The 19405-nt window shown below is 39.6% G+C and carries 18 protein-coding genes and 2 pseudogenes; 11 read left to right on the top strand and 9 right to left on the bottom strand.

The window, feature by feature from the left end:
- Positions 1-2: 2 nt before the first annotated feature.
- A complete protein-coding gene (gene hslU, locus QV280_RS00795; RefSeq protein ID WP_023402415.1) occupies positions 3-1337 on the top strand; it encodes an HslU--HslV peptidase ATPase subunit in 1335 nt (444 codons plus the stop codon).
- Between the two features lie 83 nt (positions 1338-1420).
- Here hslU and QV280_RS00790 read toward each other — a convergent pair whose 3' ends face one another.
- Both QV280_RS00790 and QV280_RS00785 read right to left on the bottom strand, forming a co-directional pair.
- Entirely contained in the window at positions 1421-2587 is a 1167-nt protein-coding gene (locus QV280_RS00790) for a nucleotide sugar dehydrogenase (protein WP_021714260.1), read from the bottom strand.
- 15 nt (positions 2588-2602) lie between these two features.
- Positions 2603-3739 (bottom strand): LPS O-antigen chain length determinant protein WzzB, encoded by a 1137-nt coding sequence (locus QV280_RS00785; RefSeq protein WP_039969891.1) that lies wholly within the window; start codon positions 3737-3739, stop codon positions 2603-2605.
- Between the two features lie 170 nt (positions 3740-3909).
- Here QV280_RS00785 and rfaD point away from each other — a divergent pair, with 170 nt between their 5' ends.
- Genes rfaD through QV280_RS00755 form a run of 6 tightly spaced genes read left to right on the top strand, consistent with a single transcriptional unit; the run spans position 3910 to position 9859 of the window.
- A complete protein-coding gene (rfaD, locus tag QV280_RS00780) occupies positions 3910-4851 on the top strand; it encodes an ADP-glyceromanno-heptose 6-epimerase (RefSeq protein WP_152822182.1) in 942 nt (313 codons plus the stop codon).
- Positions 4852-4863: 12 nt separating this feature from the next.
- Complete coding sequence (lpxM, locus tag QV280_RS00775; RefSeq protein WP_152822180.1) at positions 4864-5832, top strand: lauroyl-Kdo(2)-lipid IV(A) myristoyltransferase; 969 nt, start codon at positions 4864-4866, stop codon at positions 5830-5832.
- Between the two features lie 5 nt (positions 5833-5837).
- Positions 5838-6872, top strand: coding sequence for a lipopolysaccharide heptosyltransferase II (gene waaF / locus QV280_RS00770; RefSeq protein ID WP_152822178.1), 1035 nt, complete (start codon positions 5838-5840; stop codon positions 6870-6872).
- Complete coding sequence (locus QV280_RS00765) at positions 6865-8067, top strand: O-antigen ligase family protein (protein WP_152822176.1); 1203 nt, start codon at positions 6865-6867, stop codon at positions 8065-8067. The genes waaF and QV280_RS00765 overlap by 8 nt, the downstream gene beginning before the upstream one ends.
- Entirely contained in the window at positions 8064-9131 is a 1068-nt protein-coding gene (locus QV280_RS00760) for a glycosyltransferase family 4 protein (RefSeq protein WP_152822174.1), read from the top strand. Before QV280_RS00765 ends, QV280_RS00760 begins: the two co-directional genes overlap by 4 nt.
- Before the next feature lie 44 nt (positions 9132-9175).
- On the top strand, positions 9176-9859 hold the full coding sequence (locus QV280_RS00755) for a glycosyltransferase family 32 protein (RefSeq protein WP_152822172.1): 684 nt from the start codon (positions 9176-9178) through the stop codon (positions 9857-9859).
- A gap of 4 nt (positions 9860-9863) precedes the next feature.
- Here the strand turns inward: QV280_RS00755 and QV280_RS00750 are convergent, their stop codons facing one another.
- Positions 9864-10586 carry a glycosyltransferase family 25 protein gene (locus QV280_RS00750; protein ID WP_152822170.1) on the bottom strand — a complete coding sequence of 241 codons (723 nt, stop codon included), beginning with the start codon at positions 10584-10586 and terminating at the stop codon, positions 9864-9866.
- A 179-nt stretch (positions 10587-10765) separates the two neighbouring features.
- Positions 10766-10998, bottom strand: a pseudogene (locus tag QV280_RS00745) (IS3 family transposase); the annotation flags it as partial.
- Between the two features lie 113 nt (positions 10999-11111).
- On the opposite strand from QV280_RS00745, the gene QV280_RS00740 reads away from it, so the two are divergent.
- Positions 11112-11888 carry a glycosyltransferase family 2 protein gene (locus tag QV280_RS00740; RefSeq protein WP_152822168.1) on the top strand — a complete coding sequence of 259 codons (777 nt, stop codon included), beginning with the start codon at positions 11112-11114 and terminating at the stop codon, positions 11886-11888.
- Between the two features lie 233 nt (positions 11889-12121).
- Here the strand turns inward: QV280_RS00740 and tnpA are convergent.
- Positions 12122-12503 (bottom strand): annotated as a pseudogene (gene tnpA / locus QV280_RS00735) (IS200/IS605 family transposase).
- A 91-nt stretch (positions 12504-12594) separates the two neighbouring features.
- Positions 12595-13614 (bottom strand): glycosyltransferase family 4 protein, encoded by a 1020-nt coding sequence (locus tag QV280_RS00730; protein WP_152822166.1) that lies wholly within the window; start codon positions 13612-13614, stop codon positions 12595-12597.
- A gap of 218 nt (positions 13615-13832) precedes the next feature.
- Between QV280_RS00730 and waaA the strand changes: the two genes are divergently transcribed.
- On the top strand, positions 13833-15107 hold the full coding sequence (gene waaA / locus QV280_RS00725; RefSeq protein WP_152822164.1) for a lipid IV(A) 3-deoxy-D-manno-octulosonic acid transferase: 1275 nt from the start codon (positions 13833-13835) through the stop codon (positions 15105-15107).
- Here waaA and QV280_RS00720 read toward each other — a convergent pair.
- Positions 15072-15785: a 3-deoxy-D-manno-octulosonic acid kinase gene (locus QV280_RS00720; protein WP_152822162.1), complete on the bottom strand. Its 714-nt coding sequence runs from the start codon at positions 15783-15785 to the stop codon at positions 15072-15074. The two genes, waaA and QV280_RS00720, sit on opposite strands and share 36 nt — an antisense overlap.
- 91 nt (positions 15786-15876) lie before the next feature.
- Here QV280_RS00720 and QV280_RS00715 point away from each other — a divergent pair, with 91 nt between their 5' ends.
- Together QV280_RS00715 and coaD are read left to right on the top strand one after the other, a co-directional pair.
- Positions 15877-16920, top strand: coding sequence for a glycosyltransferase family 9 protein (locus tag QV280_RS00715; protein WP_152822160.1), 1044 nt, complete (start codon positions 15877-15879; stop codon positions 16918-16920).
- A gap of 3 nt (positions 16921-16923) precedes the next feature.
- Entirely contained in the window at positions 16924-17400 is a 477-nt protein-coding gene (coaD, locus tag QV280_RS00710; protein ID WP_021714245.1) for a pantetheine-phosphate adenylyltransferase, read from the top strand.
- A gap of 76 nt (positions 17401-17476) precedes the next feature.
- Here coaD and QV280_RS00705 read toward each other — a convergent pair whose 3' ends face one another.
- Both QV280_RS00705 and mutM read right to left on the bottom strand, forming a co-directional pair.
- The gene (locus tag QV280_RS00705; RefSeq protein WP_152822158.1) at positions 17477-18481 is read right to left on the bottom strand and encodes an NAD-dependent epimerase; all 1005 of its coding nucleotides are present in this window, start codon (positions 18479-18481) and stop codon (positions 17477-17479) included.
- Positions 18478-19299 (bottom strand): bifunctional DNA-formamidopyrimidine glycosylase/DNA-(apurinic or apyrimidinic site) lyase, encoded by an 822-nt coding sequence (gene mutM, locus QV280_RS00700; RefSeq protein WP_152822156.1) that lies wholly within the window; start codon positions 19297-19299, stop codon positions 18478-18480. Before mutM ends, QV280_RS00705 begins: the two co-directional genes overlap by 4 nt.
- Positions 19300-19405: the final 106 nt, after the last annotated feature.

Raw genomic sequence — 19405 nt, 5'->3', positions numbered from 1 at the left:
ATATGTCTGAGATGACTCCTCGTGAAATTGTTCATGAACTCAACCGTCACATCATTGGCCAAGATAACGCCAAACGTTCAGTTGCTATTGCCCTGCGTAACCGCTGGCGTCGCATGCAATTAGACGAAGATTTACGCGCTGAAGTGACACCAAAAAATATCCTAATGATCGGCCCAACCGGTGTAGGTAAAACAGAAATTGCTCGTCGCCTAGCAAAACTGGCCAACGCACCTTTCATGAAAGTAGAAGCCACTAAGTTCACTGAAGTGGGCTATGTAGGTAAAGAAGTCGAAACTATCATTCGCGACTTAACTGAAGTTGCGGTGAAAATGACTCACCAACAAGCTACTGAAAAAGTGAAGTACCGCGCTGAAGAGCAAGCCGAAGAACGTATTCTCGATGCATTATTGCCACCGGCGCGCGATGCATGGGGTGAAAACGAAAAGCCACAAGATAACAGCTCAAATACTCGTCAAATCTTCCGTAAGAAACTGCGTGAAGGTAAATTGGACGACAAAGAAATTGATATCGAAGTTGCTGCGCCACAAATGGGCGTAGAAATCATGTCACCTCCAGGCATGGAAGAGATGACTAACCAGCTACAAGGAATGTTCCAAAACCTTGCTGGTAATACTAAGAAAAGCCGTAAGCTAAAGATTAAAGAAGCATTCAAAGCATTAGTTGAAGAAGAAGCGGCTAAGTTAGTCAACCAAGAAGAGCTTAAAGAAGACGCTATCTTCAACGTTGAAAACAACGGCATCGTTTTCATCGACGAATTCGATAAAATCTGTAAACGCGGTGAAAGCTCTGGCCCTGACGTATCTCGTGAAGGCGTGCAACGTGACTTGTTGCCACTGATTGAAGGCAGCACAGTATCGACCAAACACGGCATGGTAAAAACTGACCATATCTTGTTTATCGCCTCAGGCGCATTCCAAGTGGCTAAGCCTTCTGACCTTATCCCTGAGTTGCAAGGTCGCCTGCCAATCCGTGTAGAGCTAGAAGCACTTTCAAGCCACGACTTTGAACGCATTCTAACCGAGCCTAGAGCCTCTTTGACTGAGCAATACGTTGCCCTTCTAAAAACCGAAGATGTAAACGTAGAATTTACCGAAGATGGTATCAAGCATATCGCGGAAGCGGCATGGCAAGTCAATGAAACCACAGAAAATATCGGTGCACGTCGCTTATATACAGTGATGGAACGTCTAATGGATGAAATCTCTTATGACGCCACGGAAAAATCAGGCTCTGAACTGAAAATTGATGCTAGCTATGTAGAAAGTAAACTAGGTAAGCTGGTTGAAGACGAAGATTTGAGTCGCTTTATTCTGTAGCTCGAAATCCTCAAGACTGACTACCCAAAATAGAAAAGGCGCTAAAAATGAGCGCCTTTCATTGTATTTAATATCGAGATCAATTAATCGCTACCAAATAAATCGCGAGTATAAACTTTCTCGGCTACGTCCTTGATCTCTTCAACCATACGGTTAGACACAATCACATCAGACACCGCTTTAAACTCTTCTAGGTCGCGAATATTGCGTGAGTTAAAGAAGTGCTCTTCTTGCAGCACAGGCTCATACACAACCACTTCAATCCCTTTGGCTTTCAAGCGTTTCATGATGCCTTGAATAGAAGAAGCACGGAAATTATCGGAACCCGCTTTCATGATAAGACGGTAAATCCCAACAATCTTAGGGCTACGCTTAATGATGGAATCGGCAATAAAATCTTTACGAGTACGGTTAGCATCAACGATCGCGCCAATAATATTGTTTGGCACTTCCTGATAGTTTGCTAGTAACTGCTTAGTATCTTTAGGTAAGCAATAACCGCCGTAACCAAAAGAAGGGTTATTGTAGTGATTACCAATGCGTGGGTCTAAGCCTACACCTTCAATGATTTGACGAGAATCTAGACCAATAGCTTCAGCGTAAGAATCCAACTCATTAAAGTAAGCAACACGCAGTGCTAAATACGTATTAGAAAATAGCTTAACAGCTTCTGCTTCTGTTGAATCAGTAAACAAAACATCGATATTTTCTTTTTGTGCACCTTCAACCAATAAGCCAGCAAAGGTTTCAGCACGTTCACTGCGCTCACCAACGATAATACGAGATGGGTACAGGTTATCGTACAAAGCTCGACCTTCACGCAGAAATTCTGGTGAGAAGATGATATTGTCACAGCCAAACTCTTGCTTAATGCGAGCAGTATAGCCAACTGGAACTGTTGACTTAATCACCATGACCGCTTGTGGGTTAATCGCCATGACATCTTTAATGACCGCTTCTACTGACGAAGTATTGAAATAATTCGTTTGCGGGTCGTAATCAGTTGGCGTTGCAATCACGACAAACTTAGCGTCTTTGTATGCCAGTTCTTTATCCAAAGTCGCCACAAAATTCAGCTCTTTCTCGGCAAGAAACTGTTCTATCTCTACATCAGCAATTGGAGATTTTTTCTTGTTTAACAGCTCAACCTTCTCAGGAATGATATCCACTGCAACCACTTCATTGTGCTGCGCTAGCAACACTGAGTTCGACAAGCCTACGTAGCCTGTTCCTGCGATAGCTATTTTCATGCTTTTTCTCTTAAATTAATTATCTTCTTTGCGGCCAAAGGCAAAACGAACTAGAACAATACCCACACCAAACATACCGCCAAATAGAACACCTAATACAGCGATAAGTGCTCGTTTAGGCGCATCACGATTAATCGGCTGCTCTACATCTTGAATAAAACGATATGATTTAAAGTTTATATTGTCATCAATAGACAACTTACTCATCAAGTCCAATTTGGCATCGATCTGTTGCAACCTTGGCTCAATCACGGCTAAGTTTTTAACGCTCTCCAAAGCCGTTATTTTAGCTTTGATCGCTTTTGCCCCTAAGTTTATGGCAAACAATTCTTTATCACCTAGATTCTGCACAGGAGAGTTCACTGATGCCGCTTTAGCAATGTCATAAGCATATTTAGCTCGTTGCAATTCAACACTTAAAACCTGTTTGGCTTGAGACTCTAAAATGGTTTTTTGTTGTTGCAACTGCACTTGTTTAGCATCTAATGTCGCTTGTAAGTTTCTAAATGCATCGGCTTTTACTTTCTTTTCGATCATTGCGACATAATCATTCAGCAGCTTATAGCTGTCTAATTGAGTCGTTGCTTGCAATGACAAACTGTATTCATCACGACGTCCCTTTTCTGCAGGTGATGCCGAGATTTTTTGATACCACTCACTATAAAGACGTCTTTGTTGTGCGTCTGTATCCGCATCGGCGTCTTGCTCAAGTTGATTTTTAAACGCCAAAAACGTTTCATTATTATCAAAAAAAGTCTTCTTGTTGGCGGTGGCATTAAATGAACGAACAAACTGCGCAAAAATCTGACTTGGATTGACTAAGTTGTCCAACTCCTTACTAACGCGCACAGTACCGTCATCTTGATAAGTATCAAAAATCGGCTGGAAGGATTTTACTTGTTGGCGATAAATCGCAAAATCATTGACTTGAGGCTCGACAATTCTCGCTTTAGAACTCCACCACTCTTGCGCATTCAGTGCATACACGACAGCTACGCAAGCAAAGATAAAGGTAGAAATAATAATTAGAAACTTGCCCTTCCAGAGCGCTACAAACAAATCACGAAGATCGATTTCATCATCTTGGTAATAAGCATCCATTGCAGGCTGCTGATTGGATGATGTCGGGTGGTTAGATTGATTCAAGTTCATTCCTCTATAACTTTATCTTATCGTTTCTACGGGAGTAATAATCAACATCAATAAACTAGGCTATTGATCATCTACATTGAATTTAAGTTTCTCATAAATCGAGCTTTAATTCCCTAGATTTTAGTTCCTTGTTATACTCAGGAATAGTTGAATTTGAAGGAAAATACAAAATGATCATAGTAACCGGTGGTGCTGGAATGATTGGCAGCAATATTGTGAAGGCCCTAAACGATAGAGGCATAAACGATATTTTGGTTGTTGATAACCTGAAGAATGGCAAAAAGTTTGTCAATCTGGTTGATCTTGATATCACTGACTATATGGATCGAGATGATTTTCTAACTCAGATTATGGCCGGCGACGATTTTGGCCCTATCGATGCGGTCTTCCATGAAGGTGCTTGCTCAGCAACTACCGAATGGGACGGCAAGTATATGATGTTGAATAACTATGAGTATTCAAAAGAGCTACTTCACTACTGCCTAGAGCGACAAATCCCATTTTTATACGCTTCATCAGCGGCTACCTATGGCGAAACCGACACCTTTATCGAAGAAAAACAATATGAAGGTGCATTAAATGTATACGGTTACTCAAAACAACAGTTTGATAACTATGTACGTAGACTCGTTGCAGATGCCAAAGCACATAATGAAACCCTGTCGCAAATCACTGGCTTCCGATATTTCAATGTCTACGGCCCTAGAGAGCAACATAAAGGCTCAATGGCCTCTGTTGCCTTTCATTTGAACAATCAATTAAATGCTGGCGAAAATCCAAAGCTGTTTGCCGGTAGCGAACACTTTAAACGCGATTTTGTTTATGTCGGCGATGTAGCTGCAGTAAACCTTTGGTTCTTAGAAAATGAGGTGTCTGGTATCTTTAACTTAGGTACAGGTCATGCAGAATCTTTTGATGAAGTGGCAAAAGCCGTCATCAAACACCATCAAAAAGGACAAATTGAAACTATTCCTTTTCCAGAACACTTAAAAGGTGCATATCAGGAATATACCCAAGCCGATCTAACCAAGTTAAGAGCGACAGGTTGCAACCACACCTTTAAATCAGTAGCCCAAGGCGTTGCTGAGTATCTAGATATCATTAATAAGTAGTTGCGAAGAACAATGAAAGAAACTCGTAATGATTTTGATCCCAAAGCCTATAACCCAGAGTTTAAATGGTCTTTTCTTGCGCCTAAATTCTGGACGACCTGGCTAGGGATTCTATTTTCTATTCCATTTAGCTTTTTACCTATTGCACTGCATCGCAAGTTAGCTTCGTATGCGGCTAAAAAGATTAGTGCAAAAACGCGTGGGCAAGCACAAAGAGCAAGAGTTAATCTTAGCTATTGCTATCCAGACATGCCTAGCAGCAAAAGAGAACAAATTATCTCTAAGATGCTGACTACTGCAGGAACGTATTTAATGCGCTTTCCATTACTAACATTGCGCAGCCGAAATTGGCTAGACCGCAATACAGTCGTTAATGGTATAGAGCATTTCACTAAGCTAAAAGAAGCCGAGCAAAATGTCATTTTCTTGGTTCCTCACACTTGGTCTGTTGATGTATTCGCAATGCTACTTGCATCAAAAGGGTACCCTATGTGTACCATGGTCAAGAGCCAAAAAAATCAGCTTAGCGAATGGGCAATGTCTAAGCAGCGCAAGCATTATGGCGGTCGCCTTTATGAACGTTCTGGAGGCATAAAACCTTTCATCAAAGCCATCAATGATGGCTATACTGGCTATTTTTTACCTGACCAAGATCATGGCCCAGATAAAAGTGTCTTTGTTGATTTTTGTGCCACAACCAAAGCAACGCTTCCTGTCATGGGGTTCTTAGCTAAAGCCACAAAATCTAAAGTCGTCCCGCTATGGACTGAATTTAATGCTGAAACTGGTAAATTTGAAATTGACGTATACCCTGCCCTAGAAAACTTCCCCACAACTTCACCGGAAGGGGATGCTTTGGCGATGAATAAGTTTATTGAACAGTGTTGCGAAGATAAGCCTGAACAGTATATGTGGAATTTAAAACTACTACTTTCCCAGCAAGATGGGACATATATCTACAACAATCCTGTGAGCAATTAATCTCAATGAAAAAAATACTAATAATTGGTCCTTCTTGGGTGGGTGATATGGTGATGAGCCAGTCGCTTTATCGTACGTTAAAAGAGCAAAACCCTGACGCTATTATCGATGTACTCGCACCCGCATGGTGTAAACCAATATTATCTCGCATGCCGGAAGTTAATCAGGCTATTGAAATGCCTCTTGGGCACGGTGCCTTAAAGATAATAGAAAGATATAAAATAGGTACAGCACTACGAAATAAACATTATACCCATGCTTATGTACTACCAAATTCAGCTAAATCTGCACTTATACCCTTCTTCGCTGCAATCCCTTCACGGATAGGGTGGAAAGGGGAAATTCGCTACGGGCTACTGAATGACTTACGAGAAAATAAGAAGTCATTTACTTTTATGGCAGAAAGGTATGTAGCATTAGCTTACCCTAAAGAAAAAATGCTGGACTCGTCTAGCCTAGGAGGACTAAATAATATTTTATGGCCTAAATTAGCGCTTAATGAAGAGGTTGTACGTAACACAGCTTTAAAGTTTAACCTAAATTCTGACATGCCTATTGTCGGTCTATGTCCAGGAGCCGAGTTTGGCCCAGCAAAAAAATGGCCCACCGCACATTATGCAACTCTAGCAAAGCAATTACTTGAAAACGGTTTCCAAGTCTGGCTATTTGGCTCTGAAAAAGACTCTAGTACAACGACAGAGATTCTAGAGTCACAATCTACTGAATATAAAATACATATCAAAAACCTTGCAGGTGAAACCTCACTAGAAGAAGCTGTAGACTTACTTTCCTTGTGCCAGCACGTTGTCAGTAACGACTCTGGATTAATGCATGTAGCCGCCGCAACTGGTTGCCATGTAATAGGTATTTATGGCTCAACCTCACCAAACTATACTCCACCATTAGCTACTCAAATCGATATTATTAACACCGATATCGAATGTCGTCCTTGCTTCAAACGAGAATGCCCGCTAGGTCATTTAAAGTGCTTACAAGAGATACTTCCTGAAACTATATTCAGAAGAATAGCCCATGTTTAATTTATCTTTAATTAATAGTTTTTTCTGTTTTATAATCCCAGCGTCACTTCTTGCTTATGGAAAAAGTTACTCCTTCGCTATCCTTCCCTTTATGGTGATAGGCTTAATATGTGCCTACTGGTGTGATAAAAGTAAATTTGATAGAAATGCAAAACTAATCGGATTAAGTTTTTTTGCTTACTTCGCATGTACCCTTATATCATTGCTGTTAAAAGGAGGAAGCTTTGGAAACCTCGATGCCCCAAGTCGAGCTATTCTGATCTTACCTACCTTACTATTATTATTACACGCAAAACCCAACCGTAAAGTATTAATATACGGTATTATTACAGGCTCAATCGTAGTTGGCGGCGTCGCGCTTTATCATCACCTAATCTTGCATGTAAGACCCTTAGCCGTCTGGCGATTTATGGTTATCCAATCAGGAAATATTGCAATGAGTATGGGGTTATTTTCTTTAGTTATTGCTTTTTATCTCAAACGGAAAAATAGCTCTAATATAGTAACTCTAATGGCTTTTATTGCTGCTGCCTCTGGCATATTCGCTAGCCTTATCTCCGGTGCTAGAGGTGGTTGGGTACTAAGTCCTTTTATTCTATTATTTATCTTATGGTGCTATAGAAAACATATAAATAATAAGCTAAAAATTACAGCTCTTTTAGGTATCACTGTTGTGGTTTTTTTAAGCTACCCGATGGTAGAAAAGAGAGTTGAGTTAGCTGTTAATGATATTGATAACTATATAGCTAATAATAATCCCAGTACTTCTGTTGGCACCCGTTTCGATCTATGGAAAGGAGGAGTACATGCCTTTATCCATAATCCTATCTTTGGTACTGGTTATGAAAATCGTTATCAAAGTAAACTAGAAGCAATTAAAGATGGTTGGGCAAGTAAAGTTATTCTTCGCCACTCACGTCTTCACAATAGTTACATAGAAGAGGCCTCAATAAAGGGAGTCATAGGCATAGCTATTTTATTGTTGTTTTTCTGCTTACCTTTATTCGTATTTATCAAAGGTTATCAAGTGAATAATAATATATACTCGTTACTAGGTATAGTTCACATTACTTCAATACTGGGATATAGCCTCACCCAGAACTTCATAAATCATCAGTCTGGAATGCTATTTTACATTGCATTTACTGTTTTATTTTATGCCTATAGTCAGCATTATACAGAGGAACATGTATGAATATATTAATCTGTAGCTCATATAAAAACAGCTGGCATGCAGTAAGGCCAGAAGCTGAAGTTTTTATTGAGTTAGCTAAACAAGGACATAATATTACCATTGCTACTCAAGGTGATGCAGAGTATGTTCAGCGATTTAAAGAACACGGCATTGATGTTATTGATGCTTATCCAACAAAAAAGATTTGCCTAAATACAATACGAACTCTTAAACATGTAATTTCTAAAAAACAAATTGAAATATGTTACGCCTTTAACTCAAAAACTATTCCAAATGCCGCTTTTGCTGCAATAGGCTCGAAAGTTAAGCTTATTGCATACAGGGGGACAACTGGGGGATTATATCGTCATGATCCTTCCGCATATCTGACAATTCTCCATCCACGCATTGATGGTGTAATCTGTGTAAGCGAAGCTGTCCGACAGGATGTACTAAAAAAAGTTTGGAGAAATAGACAAAATGTCGTCACAATTTACAAAGGACATGATATTAATTGGTACAATGCAACACCAACAGATCGCTCAACTTTAGGTATTCCACAACGAGCTAAAGTAGGAATATGTGTCGCTAACTCACGCCCCTCAAAAGGCGTTCATGTTTTACTAGAAGCAGTCAAGGATATCGATAACCCTGATTTTCATCTAGTTTTAGCTGGAAATGGTATGGAAGCACTTGCCGAACAAGCTAAACAATCAAAAATGGCACAACGCATACACTTTTTAGGGTTTAGAAAAGATATTTCAAACCTAATGGCTATGGCTGATTTTCAGATTCAACCATCAATAAGTGGGGAGGGGCTTCCAAAAACAATTATTGAGGCAATGGTTGCATCGAAGCCATCAATAGTTACTACTGCGGGAGGTTCATCAGAACTGATTAGTGACAAAAACGGTCAAGTTATAGAAACTGGTGATGCAGAGTCATTACATTTAGCTATACAACGATTTATTTCCTGCAAAATAGATTTAGTTAAACTAGGCAAAATATCAAAAGAAATTATGATGAAAAACTTTAGTTTAGAAAAATCCGTATTAGATCATATTGATTATTTTATACAATTATGATCGTATATATTGAATACTGAGATAATATACAATAGAGAAAGATAATGGAAAAATATACTATACATGCAATTTGGCTTGGAAAAAACATTCCTCCTTTACCTTTAATCTGTATAAATGATTGGAAAAAACAAGGCTACTTTAGTAAGCTCTGGTTAGAAAATGACCCTAAAATTAAAAGTTGGATTAAAAACTGTGAATTTGCTCGAGAATGCCATAAAAGAAAATTATATGCATTTGTTACAGACTACTTAAGGTTAAAAATACTTCAAGAATATGGTGGTTTGTATTTAGATACAGATGTAACGATTGAAAAGAACCCATTTGAATTATTTGAAAATATTGATTTTGCTGTAGGTTATGAAAATGATAATAATCAAATTGGAACAGCGGTAATTTACTCAATTAAAGGTTCAAAAATGATAAATGATTTAGTTTCATTCTATGAAAATGAAATTATGTCATCTAGCGAGTTTCTTGGGCCTAAAATAATGACTAACATTCTAAATTCCACTTCAAATAATAATATTGAAATTTTCCCTACCTCCTTCTTCTACCCATATAAAGGAGACAAATCATTATTTAACACACCTAAAGAAACGTATTTAATCCATTGGTTCCAACATAGTTGGAAGAAACCCAAACATGAATACTTTTTAAAAAGTAAACATCTCGGAATTATAGGTACACTATATCAGTGGCAAAAGTTGAAGCTTAGATTTAAAAAATAAACTATCACTTATGCCAAGTTAATTTCCTTTTTAATAATTCGTAGGTTCTATATATTTCTTTACTAATTCTAGCTAAGATAAAGCGATTGCTTTTATCCTTTCTCTTCCCTATTTCAGAAGGAATATTCGCTCGATAGAAAACATTAGGGAATACAGCAAATGTTTGGACACCATGTAACCATGGTTTTTCCATATAATTATCAACAGGATCAATAAACTCACTAGCTCCATCAATTAGAGATTTTGCCACTTTAGGCGAAATAATATATGCTGTTGTTCCAGCGGTTTCTTGATTGTAATACCCAATACCAACTAAGTCATCGATATCTTCTATTTTATGGAATATTGGTGGCTTATTTATATTTTCTGTTGTTGAAAGCTTAATATAGCCATACTTATTAATATGACTGAATGCATTTTCAGTGTGCAATACTGCACCTTCTATCAACTCAAAATTATCTTCGAATATGACTATAGGCTCATCCAACGCAATACACCTTTGCCACAATAAGTAATGACTAGCAAAGCAAGCAATTTCAGTGTCTTTTAATATAAAGCCTTTTCTCCAAAAAGTCTTGGTAGGGTTAGCTCGATTATGCATATGAAAGATAGAGGATTTAGTTGATATAGCATCAAAAAATTGATACTTAAGATTAGTCTCTCCTAGAAGAGTTTTTACCCGTTCTCGACGAGGTGAGTTCTTAAGTGAAATAACAAACGTTTTCATTCTATATCTTTTGCGACTCAGTTTACTGTGCACTACATAACTTGATACTAAAGAGTAGTATATCATAATATGATATAACATTTACTATTATCAACTGCAGTCTAGGGAAAATACATCCAACCTTCGCTTGTTGCTAAATATGTGATGTCAGCAGCCCATTTTTGGTTGATGTCTTCACATTAAAGTGTAGTTCTCAAAAAACTGGCCACTTTCTTAGTGGTCTTCCAATACAACCGTTCCGACTCATTCGGGGTTAAAGCATCGTTATACTGATACGACCTCAGTTGACTGTAGTAGCCTACAATATATTTTATGATCTCTTGTTTCGCTATTGTAAAGTTTCGCTAATCAACCACAATTATTCATTCTGTCTTTAAGCTTCTAAAAAGCGTTCCATCGGGCTATTATCCCATTACAGTTAGACTAAATAACAATTTTCGGCGAGACATACTTCCCTCAGCACTACTCTAAAGATCGAACTTTATTGTATAATACCGTATACATAAAGAGTAGAGCGAATAAGAAATGTCGACAATTGGTATACTTTTAATCACTAAAAATGCCGGAAAAACGTTACGAGAATGCCTAGAATCGGTTTCTGGATGGACTGATGATATCGCAATACTCGACTCAGGAAGTACCGACGACACCCTTAGCATAGCAAAAGAGTATACTAGCAATATCCAGAGTAAGCATGACTGGGAAGGATTTGGTATACAACGACAAGTCGCCCAAACATACCTCACAACTGATTGGGTATTAGCGATCGATTCTGATGAAGTCGTTAGTGATCAACTAAAAAATTCAATTCAAAATGTCATCAAGCAATCCGATCTTAATACCTGCTATTCAATAAATCGACTTACTTGGGCATTTGGTAAATTTATCCGTCATTCAGGCTGGTATCCAGACAGAATTGTTCGTCTTTATCCAAGAACATTAACAACTTATAATGATGCACAAGTTCATGAAAAAGTAGAGCTTCCTAAGGGGCATAAGGTTATCGAATTGGAAGGCGATCTATTGCACTTCACTATTGATAGTTTGTCTCAATATACTTCAAAAACAAATCTATATATCAAATCATGGGCAGATCAAAGAGAAGGTAAAAAGCGTTCAAGTCTAGGAAAAGCGATATCACATGCATTTTTTAGGTTTATAAAAATGTACATTTTAAAGCTTGGATTCCTAGATGGAAAACATGGACTACTGCTTGCGATACTAAGCGCAAACACCGTATTTACTCGTTACGCTGATTTGTGGGTCAGAGAAGAGTCCAAAAAAGATAAAGCCCAATCATAAGCTAAAATAGTTTCATTACTTCAATAGCTTACCTGCAACCCTCAAGACTTCAGTAACTTTAAGTTCTGACGGATTGTCATGATGAATAATATCCCAAACTTTCCCTCCTTGCGGGAAAGTTCGATGTGGCTCTCCCGGTAAAAATAAACATAAAACAGGGGTATTGAATGACCTCCGGCTGAGCCAGAGGCTTATATGACACCCTCAAAGAGCTTAGGTAAGCGCCCAAGGCGCTAAATTCCGAACGTCAATTGATCACGATGCTCATCTTCTTGTTCGTGATTTCTAATGTAATCAAGAACCATCTGCTAATCCAACCTTACTTACTGCTGAGACGAAGTAATCTCTTGCCCAAAAATGCTCTCCATTGAAGTTCCACTGTCTGCCTCTAAACTTCTTTACTATTGAAATGGCACTTTTTCCCTTTAGATACCCGACCACGTTCGAAACTGCATATTTTGGTGGAACACTAATACACAAATGAACATAGTCTTTCATCAGATGCCCCTCCTCAATCACAATACCTTTACGTTTCGCTAATTCATGAAAGGTTTCACCCAAATACTTTCTAATCGCACTATATATCAATATTCCCCTTTTCTTTGGGATAAATATATAATATTAACAATCCCAACGGGGATGAGACAAACTCCTATATTTAATTATTTTAAATTTACGCTTCATCCGCTTAGCACTAATAACCTTCTTACAGTGCCCTATATATTGTCATATATTTTTGGGCTGTATTTTCAATGCGAAATTCTTCTAGGCTACTCTCTATATTATCAATAAGCTGTTGTTTTAATTCATTTTCATTCAGAACAAGCTGTACTTTCTCCGCCAAAGACTTCGCATCACCAATATCAACGAGAAAGCCATTAATACCGTCATCAATAATGTCAGGTATCCCACCAGCTCTTGTTGCGATAACAGGTAAGTGGCAATGAAGGGCCTCTAAAATCACCGAACCTAACCCTTCGCTATAAGCTGGATGTATCATCAGATCTGCTGCTGAAAACCAGTCTCCCATATTCGATTGCTTTCCCACAAAACAGACATTGGAAAGGTGACTCGCTTGGAGCTCTAACGTTGCTTTCATACGGCCGTCACCGAGGAAAACAAATTGAATCTCTGGCGCTATTTTCTCTACTATTTCAGCTGCTTTAATCGATACATCAAAACCTTTGTGCTCATACATATTTGCAGCTTGAATAACTAAAGCTCTGTTGCCAAAACGAGCTTTTATATCCTGAATCTTGCGTGTATCCGATGGGTAATCAATTGGAGAGCTAGGAATTTTTTCTATTTTAGTCTCTGCGCTAACTTCTTTTAGCTGCTGACAAATTGCCGTGCTTAAGCCAACTAAGGCTGCGGCTTTACGATACTGGCGATATGATTTACTTTTTAAAGGATTATCAATTCTTCTCGTTATTATGTACGGAGTTTTACTTAACAAATTCTGTATATAAGCCCAATGCACTGCTTTTCCATCATGTACATGGATAACATCAAAATGTTCACTTTTCACTTGAAGATGAGCATTCCAAAATTTCTTCGCTACAAAAACTTTACACCCTAACGCTTTTACTTCTGAAAAAAATGGGCTGTAGGGGTTTGCAACTACACTCAGCTTGACACCCAATTTCAACTGCTGCTTTATCATTTCAAGGGTTTGTCGTTCTCCACCACTAAAGCCTGACGCTAAGTTGACATGACATATATGCAAAGTCTGTACTCCATCTAAACTGACTTATGTAAGCCTACAATGGCTAAATTTATACCGTATTCATACTTCCCTGATAGTGAGAAAGAGGACTATCCAGCAAGTTTTCTAGCTTGAAAAGAGCAAATGCCTTTCTAAACCGCCATAAAGCTAAAAATACTTGATTTTACTCCATAACCTTTCAAACTACACTTTAAGCTTACTCTATTAAGACCATTAGTTTGATCAGAATACTCTACAACATAGCTCTTATAATATTATCACCAGTGCTATTATACACTTTACTCAAATCGAAGAATGGGAAACCTAGCGTAGGAAGTCGCTGGACTGAATACTTTGGTTCCTGCCCTGCTTTAGTCGGAAAAAAACCAATCTGGATCCATACCGTTTCTGTTGGAGAAACTATTGCAGCTACCCCACTAATAAGAGCAATTAAAGCAAAGTACCCTGATCAAGATATATTAATCACCACCACCACCACCACGGGTGCAGAACAAGCGGCTAAACTCGATGACATTGCTGAACACAGGTTTATTCCTATTGATTTTTCCTGGTGTGTCAGTCGGTTTCTAAAAACCGCTAATCCAAAATGTATGCTAATCATGGAAACAGAGCTATGGCCAAATACATTACAAGCGGTAGCGAATAGCAATATTCCAATTTCAGTTATCAACGCTCGCCTGTCCGAACGCTCATGTCAACGGTATCGCCAGTTCCAATCTGTATTTAATCTTATTTCACAAAACCTTGACCAAATTCTTTGTCAACATCAGGCTGATGCAGAGAGATTCAAATCATTAGGTATTTTACCTGAAAAATCATCCGTTACTGGCTCTCTAAAATTTGACATATCTATACCGAACACTGTTCATGAAAATGCCTTAACACTTCGTCATCAATTAGGGATAAATAGACCTATCTGGGTTGCAGCCAGCACCCATGAAGGAGAAGATGCGATACTTTATGATGCTCATCAAAAGCTATTACAAGCCTATCCCGAAGCATTGCTAATTTTAGTTCCTCGTCACCCAGAAAGATTTGAAGGCGTCGCTAAATTTGGGGAAGAATATGGCTTCAATGTCGTACGTCGAACCAGTGAAAATAAAATAGACTCAACGACTCAAGTTTATCTTGGCGATACTATGGGAGAAATGCTCACCTTCATTAGTGCAGCCGACATTTGCTTTATGGCCGGAAGCCTTATCGGCGATAAAGTAGGAGGGCATAATGTGCTAGAACCGGCTGCACTCGGAAAGCCTATACTAAATGGCCCTAGTTTCTTTAATTTTAAAGAAATCACACATCAATTAATCAAAGAGCAAGCTTTAGTTATTTGTCACTCTGCTGACGAGATCAATCATCAGCTCGTTCGCTTATTAAGTGACTCTACGTTATCTGAACAAATGGGCGAAAATGCATTAAAAGTGGTCGCGCAAAACCAAGGCGCGGTAGCCAAAACCTTAGAGGCCCTCTCTAGCGTGATAACCAAGCAATAACTGCTCCCAATCACTCTCTTGCCAGTGAATCGAAAAGCGCTGTACTTCCTTTAGGAATGAGCGCTTTAATCTTTCTAAATTTGCCTGCTTCCAATCATCACCAGCCTGTTGATAGCATTTATCAAAATCTATGATCCATACCTGATCACTACTATCGAGCAAGATATTGTGGATATTAAGATCGGTGTGATTAACTTGTGCTTGATGAAGCTTGCTTATTTGCCTGCCAATGGATTGGTATATCTCAGAACTCACCGGTGAGTGTTGTAGCTGTGCCACTAAGTCTTGAGCATTCGGTATTCTTTCACTCAATAAATCCGCAGTATAAAAAGGGCCAAATTTATCGGCCTTAGCGGCAATGGGTCTGGGGACGTTAACTCCTTGCTGACGCAGATGCTGTAGCAATTTATACTCTTGATAGCTACGGGTGTTCTGCCAACCAGAAAACCAGTATTGATCTTTGACTAATTTGCCAAACAGTCCGCCACGACGATAATGACGCAGTGCGGCTTGTAAACCATCAAGTTGTACAAACCAAGTGGTGCCTCGGCCTTTTGCGCTACCGGTTATTTTGTCCTGCACAAACCAATATGGGGCTTCAAAACACATTTCTGGTGGGACATTGAGTAAGCTAGGCTCATACCAAATGACTTCTGACCCATTATTTAATGTTTCCAATCTACAACCCCAATCAATTCAATTCTTTCCTGATTTTACAATTAACTCTAGCACCTGCATAATTTATCTATCTCCTTTATGAGCCAATTGCATGACACTGTTTAAATCACCACCAAAATCACTCTGTATTCTTCGCCTTTCTGCCATCGGTGATGTTTGCCATGCTATCGCTGTTGTACAGGCAATCCAAAACTATTGGCCAAGCACTAAGATCACTTGGATTTGCGGAAAAATTGAAGCTCAGCTTATCGGTGATTTACCCAACATTGAAATTGTGGTGTTCGATAAAAAGCTCGGATTTAAAGGTATGAAGGCCGTGTGGAAACAGCTGTCATCGACTCGCTTTGATGCTTTGCTACATATGCAAGCCGCACTTCGAGCAAGCGCCCTCTCCTTTGGCATTAAAGCGGATTATAAAATCGGCTTTGGTAAGAATAGAACCAAAGAAGGTCAGTGGTTGTTTACTAACAAACACATTCCAAACTCACAAAGCTTTCATGTTTTAGATAATTTTGCTGATTTTGCGCGATACATTGGGGTTCCGTTTCGGGCTCCGCAATGGCACATTCCCGTTAGCCATGACGACACTGAATTTGCTAAAAATGTTATCAATAACCAGCCAACGTTAGTGATTTCTGCCGCAGCAAGTAAAGATAGCCGCAACTGGTTAACTGAGCGCTATGCTGCCGTCGCTGATTATGCAATAGACAAAGGCATGCAAGTCATACTGTGTGGCTCACCTGCTGACAGGGAAATCAAATTAGCCGAAAACATTGCTCACTTGATGCAAGGTGATGTGAATAACATGGTGGGGAAAACCTCATTAAAACAACTGACTGCAGTACTTAATGAAGCGAGCGTAGTACTCGCACCCGATTCAGGACCCGCTCATTTAGCCACTACGCAAGGCACGCCTGTGATAGGGCTTTATGCTCACAGCGATCCGCGACGCACTGGCCCCTATAATAGTCTGGAACTGGTAGCGAATGCCTATGATGAGCATATTCAACAGCAAACTAATAAGTCACTGTCGGACATTCCTTGGGGAACTCGCGCGAAAGGCGATGATCTAATGATTGCAATTAGTACCGAACAAGTCTGCCACCTACTCGATAGAGCATTAGAGAAGAATTAATTTATGAAAAACCATGTCCTTTACCCTGGCACTTTTGATCCTTTAACCAATGGTCATTTAGACATTATCACCCGCGCAGCCAATCTTTTTGAGCAAGTCACAGTATGTGTTGCCGCCAGTCCAAGTAAAAATACAATGTTCACCCTAGAAGAACGGGTAGCCATGCTTCAAGAATCTGTCGTGCATCTAAACAATGTCAAAGTGGAAGGCTTTTCTGGGTTACTAATTGAATTTGCCAAGCAAAAGCAAGCGAACCTGCTTATTCGAGGTTTGCGTACTACGATGGATTTTGAATATGAGTTTGGTCTAACTAGCATGTACCGAAAACTGATGCCGACATTAGAAAGTATCTTCTTAACGCCGTCTGAAGAGTTTGCCTTTCTGTCGTCAACCATTGTTAGGGAAGTTGCGATTCACGGTGGGGATGTGGAAGGTTTTGTGCCGTCTTCGGTATTTAAACGCATTAAAGAAAAGGTTTAGCTCTTCTATTCTTTTATTCCAACTAAAAGAACCAAGAATCAAGAAGCAAGAAGCAAGAACTAAACCTAATACCAGACTATAGGGTGTAATAAGCTTTGTACCAATCAACAAAAGCTTGTACGCCCTCTTTCACCTTCACTTCAGGCTTGTAACCGGTCGATTTAAACAAGTCTGCTGTATCAGCGTAAGTGGCATACACATCACCTGGTTGCATTGGCATGAAGTTTTTCTTCGCTTCAATACCCAAAGCCTCTTCTAGCGCTTCAATATATTCCATCAGCTTCACTGGGCTGCCGTGACCAATGTTATACACTCGGTATGGCGCAGAGCTGGTTGCAGGAGAACCTTGTTCAACATTCCAGTCGGCATTCGCCTCAGGGATTACGTCTTGAATACGCAGGATACCTTCAACAATATCATCAATATAGGTGAAATCACGCTGCATATCGCCGTTGTTGTACACGTCAATTGCATCACCATTTACGATAGCTTTAGTGAACTTAAATAGCGCCATATCAGGACGTCCCCATGGGCCATAAACAGTGAAAAATCTTAATCCTGTTGTAGGTACGCCATAGAGATGCGAGTAAGTATGAGCCATCAGCTCATTGGATTTTTTAGTTGCTGCGTAAAGTGATACCGGGTGATCGACTGAATCTGCAGTATCAAACGGCATTTTTTTGTTCAAGCCGTAAACTGAACTAGAAGAGGCATACACAAGGTGTTTGATCTTATGGTGACGACAACCTTCTAAGATAGTCAAATGCCCGATAAGGTTACTGTCGGCATACGCTAGCGGATTATCAATGGAATAACGCACGCCTGCTTGCGCGGCCAAGTGAATCACTTTATCAAATTGCTCTTCAGCAAATAGCGCAGCAATGCCTTCACGATCAGCTAAATCAAGCAGCTTAAAGGTAAATTTGTCATGTTCAATACGCTTTAAGCGATCTTCCTTTAGAGAAACTTGGTAATAGTCATTCATATTATCGATACCGACAACATCATGTCCTGCTTGCGTTAAGCGCTCGACGACTGCACTACCAATGAAGCCTGCAGCTCCGGTGACTAAATATTTCATGCTGTTTCCTTCTGTTGGCATGTTTCACACCAAAATGTATTTCTTTGCCCAACCATCTTTTGGCTAATGTTCGTTGCGCAGACCGGGCATTCTTGTCCAGCTCTGCCATAAACTTGTAGCTCTTGAGCAAAATAACCGGGCTTACCGTCTGGCTGAGCAAAATCATTAAGCGTGGTTCCGCCTTGTTTTATGGCGTTGCTAAGCACTTGTTTTATTTCTTTAACCAGGTCATCCCACTCTTTATGTGTCAATGAGTTAGCGGGTCTCAATGGATGAATTTTAGCATTAAACAAAGATTCGTTAGCGTAAATATTACCTACGCCTACCACAACCTTATTATCCATAATGAATTGCTTTACGGCGATACGCCTTTTCGCTGCCAGAGCGATGATATGTTCAGAGCAGAAGTCATCACTAAGGGGTTCCGGCCCAAGGTTATCTAAAATAGACAGTGATTCACCGGCTTCGATCCACAGCCAAGATCCAAACCGTCTCGGATCGTTATAGCGCAATAACTTGCCATTTTGCAAAATAAGATCAACGTGATCATGTTTGCTTGCCTGCACACCGTCATCTTGAATCCTTAATGAACCCGACATACCTAAATGCACCACAATACAACCATTGGCGGTATGCAGTAGAAGATATTTAGCACGGCGAGTGACCGCTTCAATCACCACACCACTGAGTTGTTGCAGTTGCTCTGGCACAGGCCAACGTAGTTTTGGCTGACGCACTACAATTTTTTTGATCGTTTGACCTGTAATGTGCGGGCTAATCCCCATGCGGGATACTTCAACTTCTGGTAACTCTGGCATGCATCGCTCAATTCATTTTATGGAATCATCATTCTAACGTTTTCTAGGCATAAAAAAACCCAGCAACAAGTGCTGGGTTTTTATGTTCTGCGTAAAGAAGTGTTAA

Source organism: Vibrio sp. B1Z05 (assembly GCF_052955985.1).
This window is presented reverse-complemented; position numbering and strand designations above follow the sequence as displayed.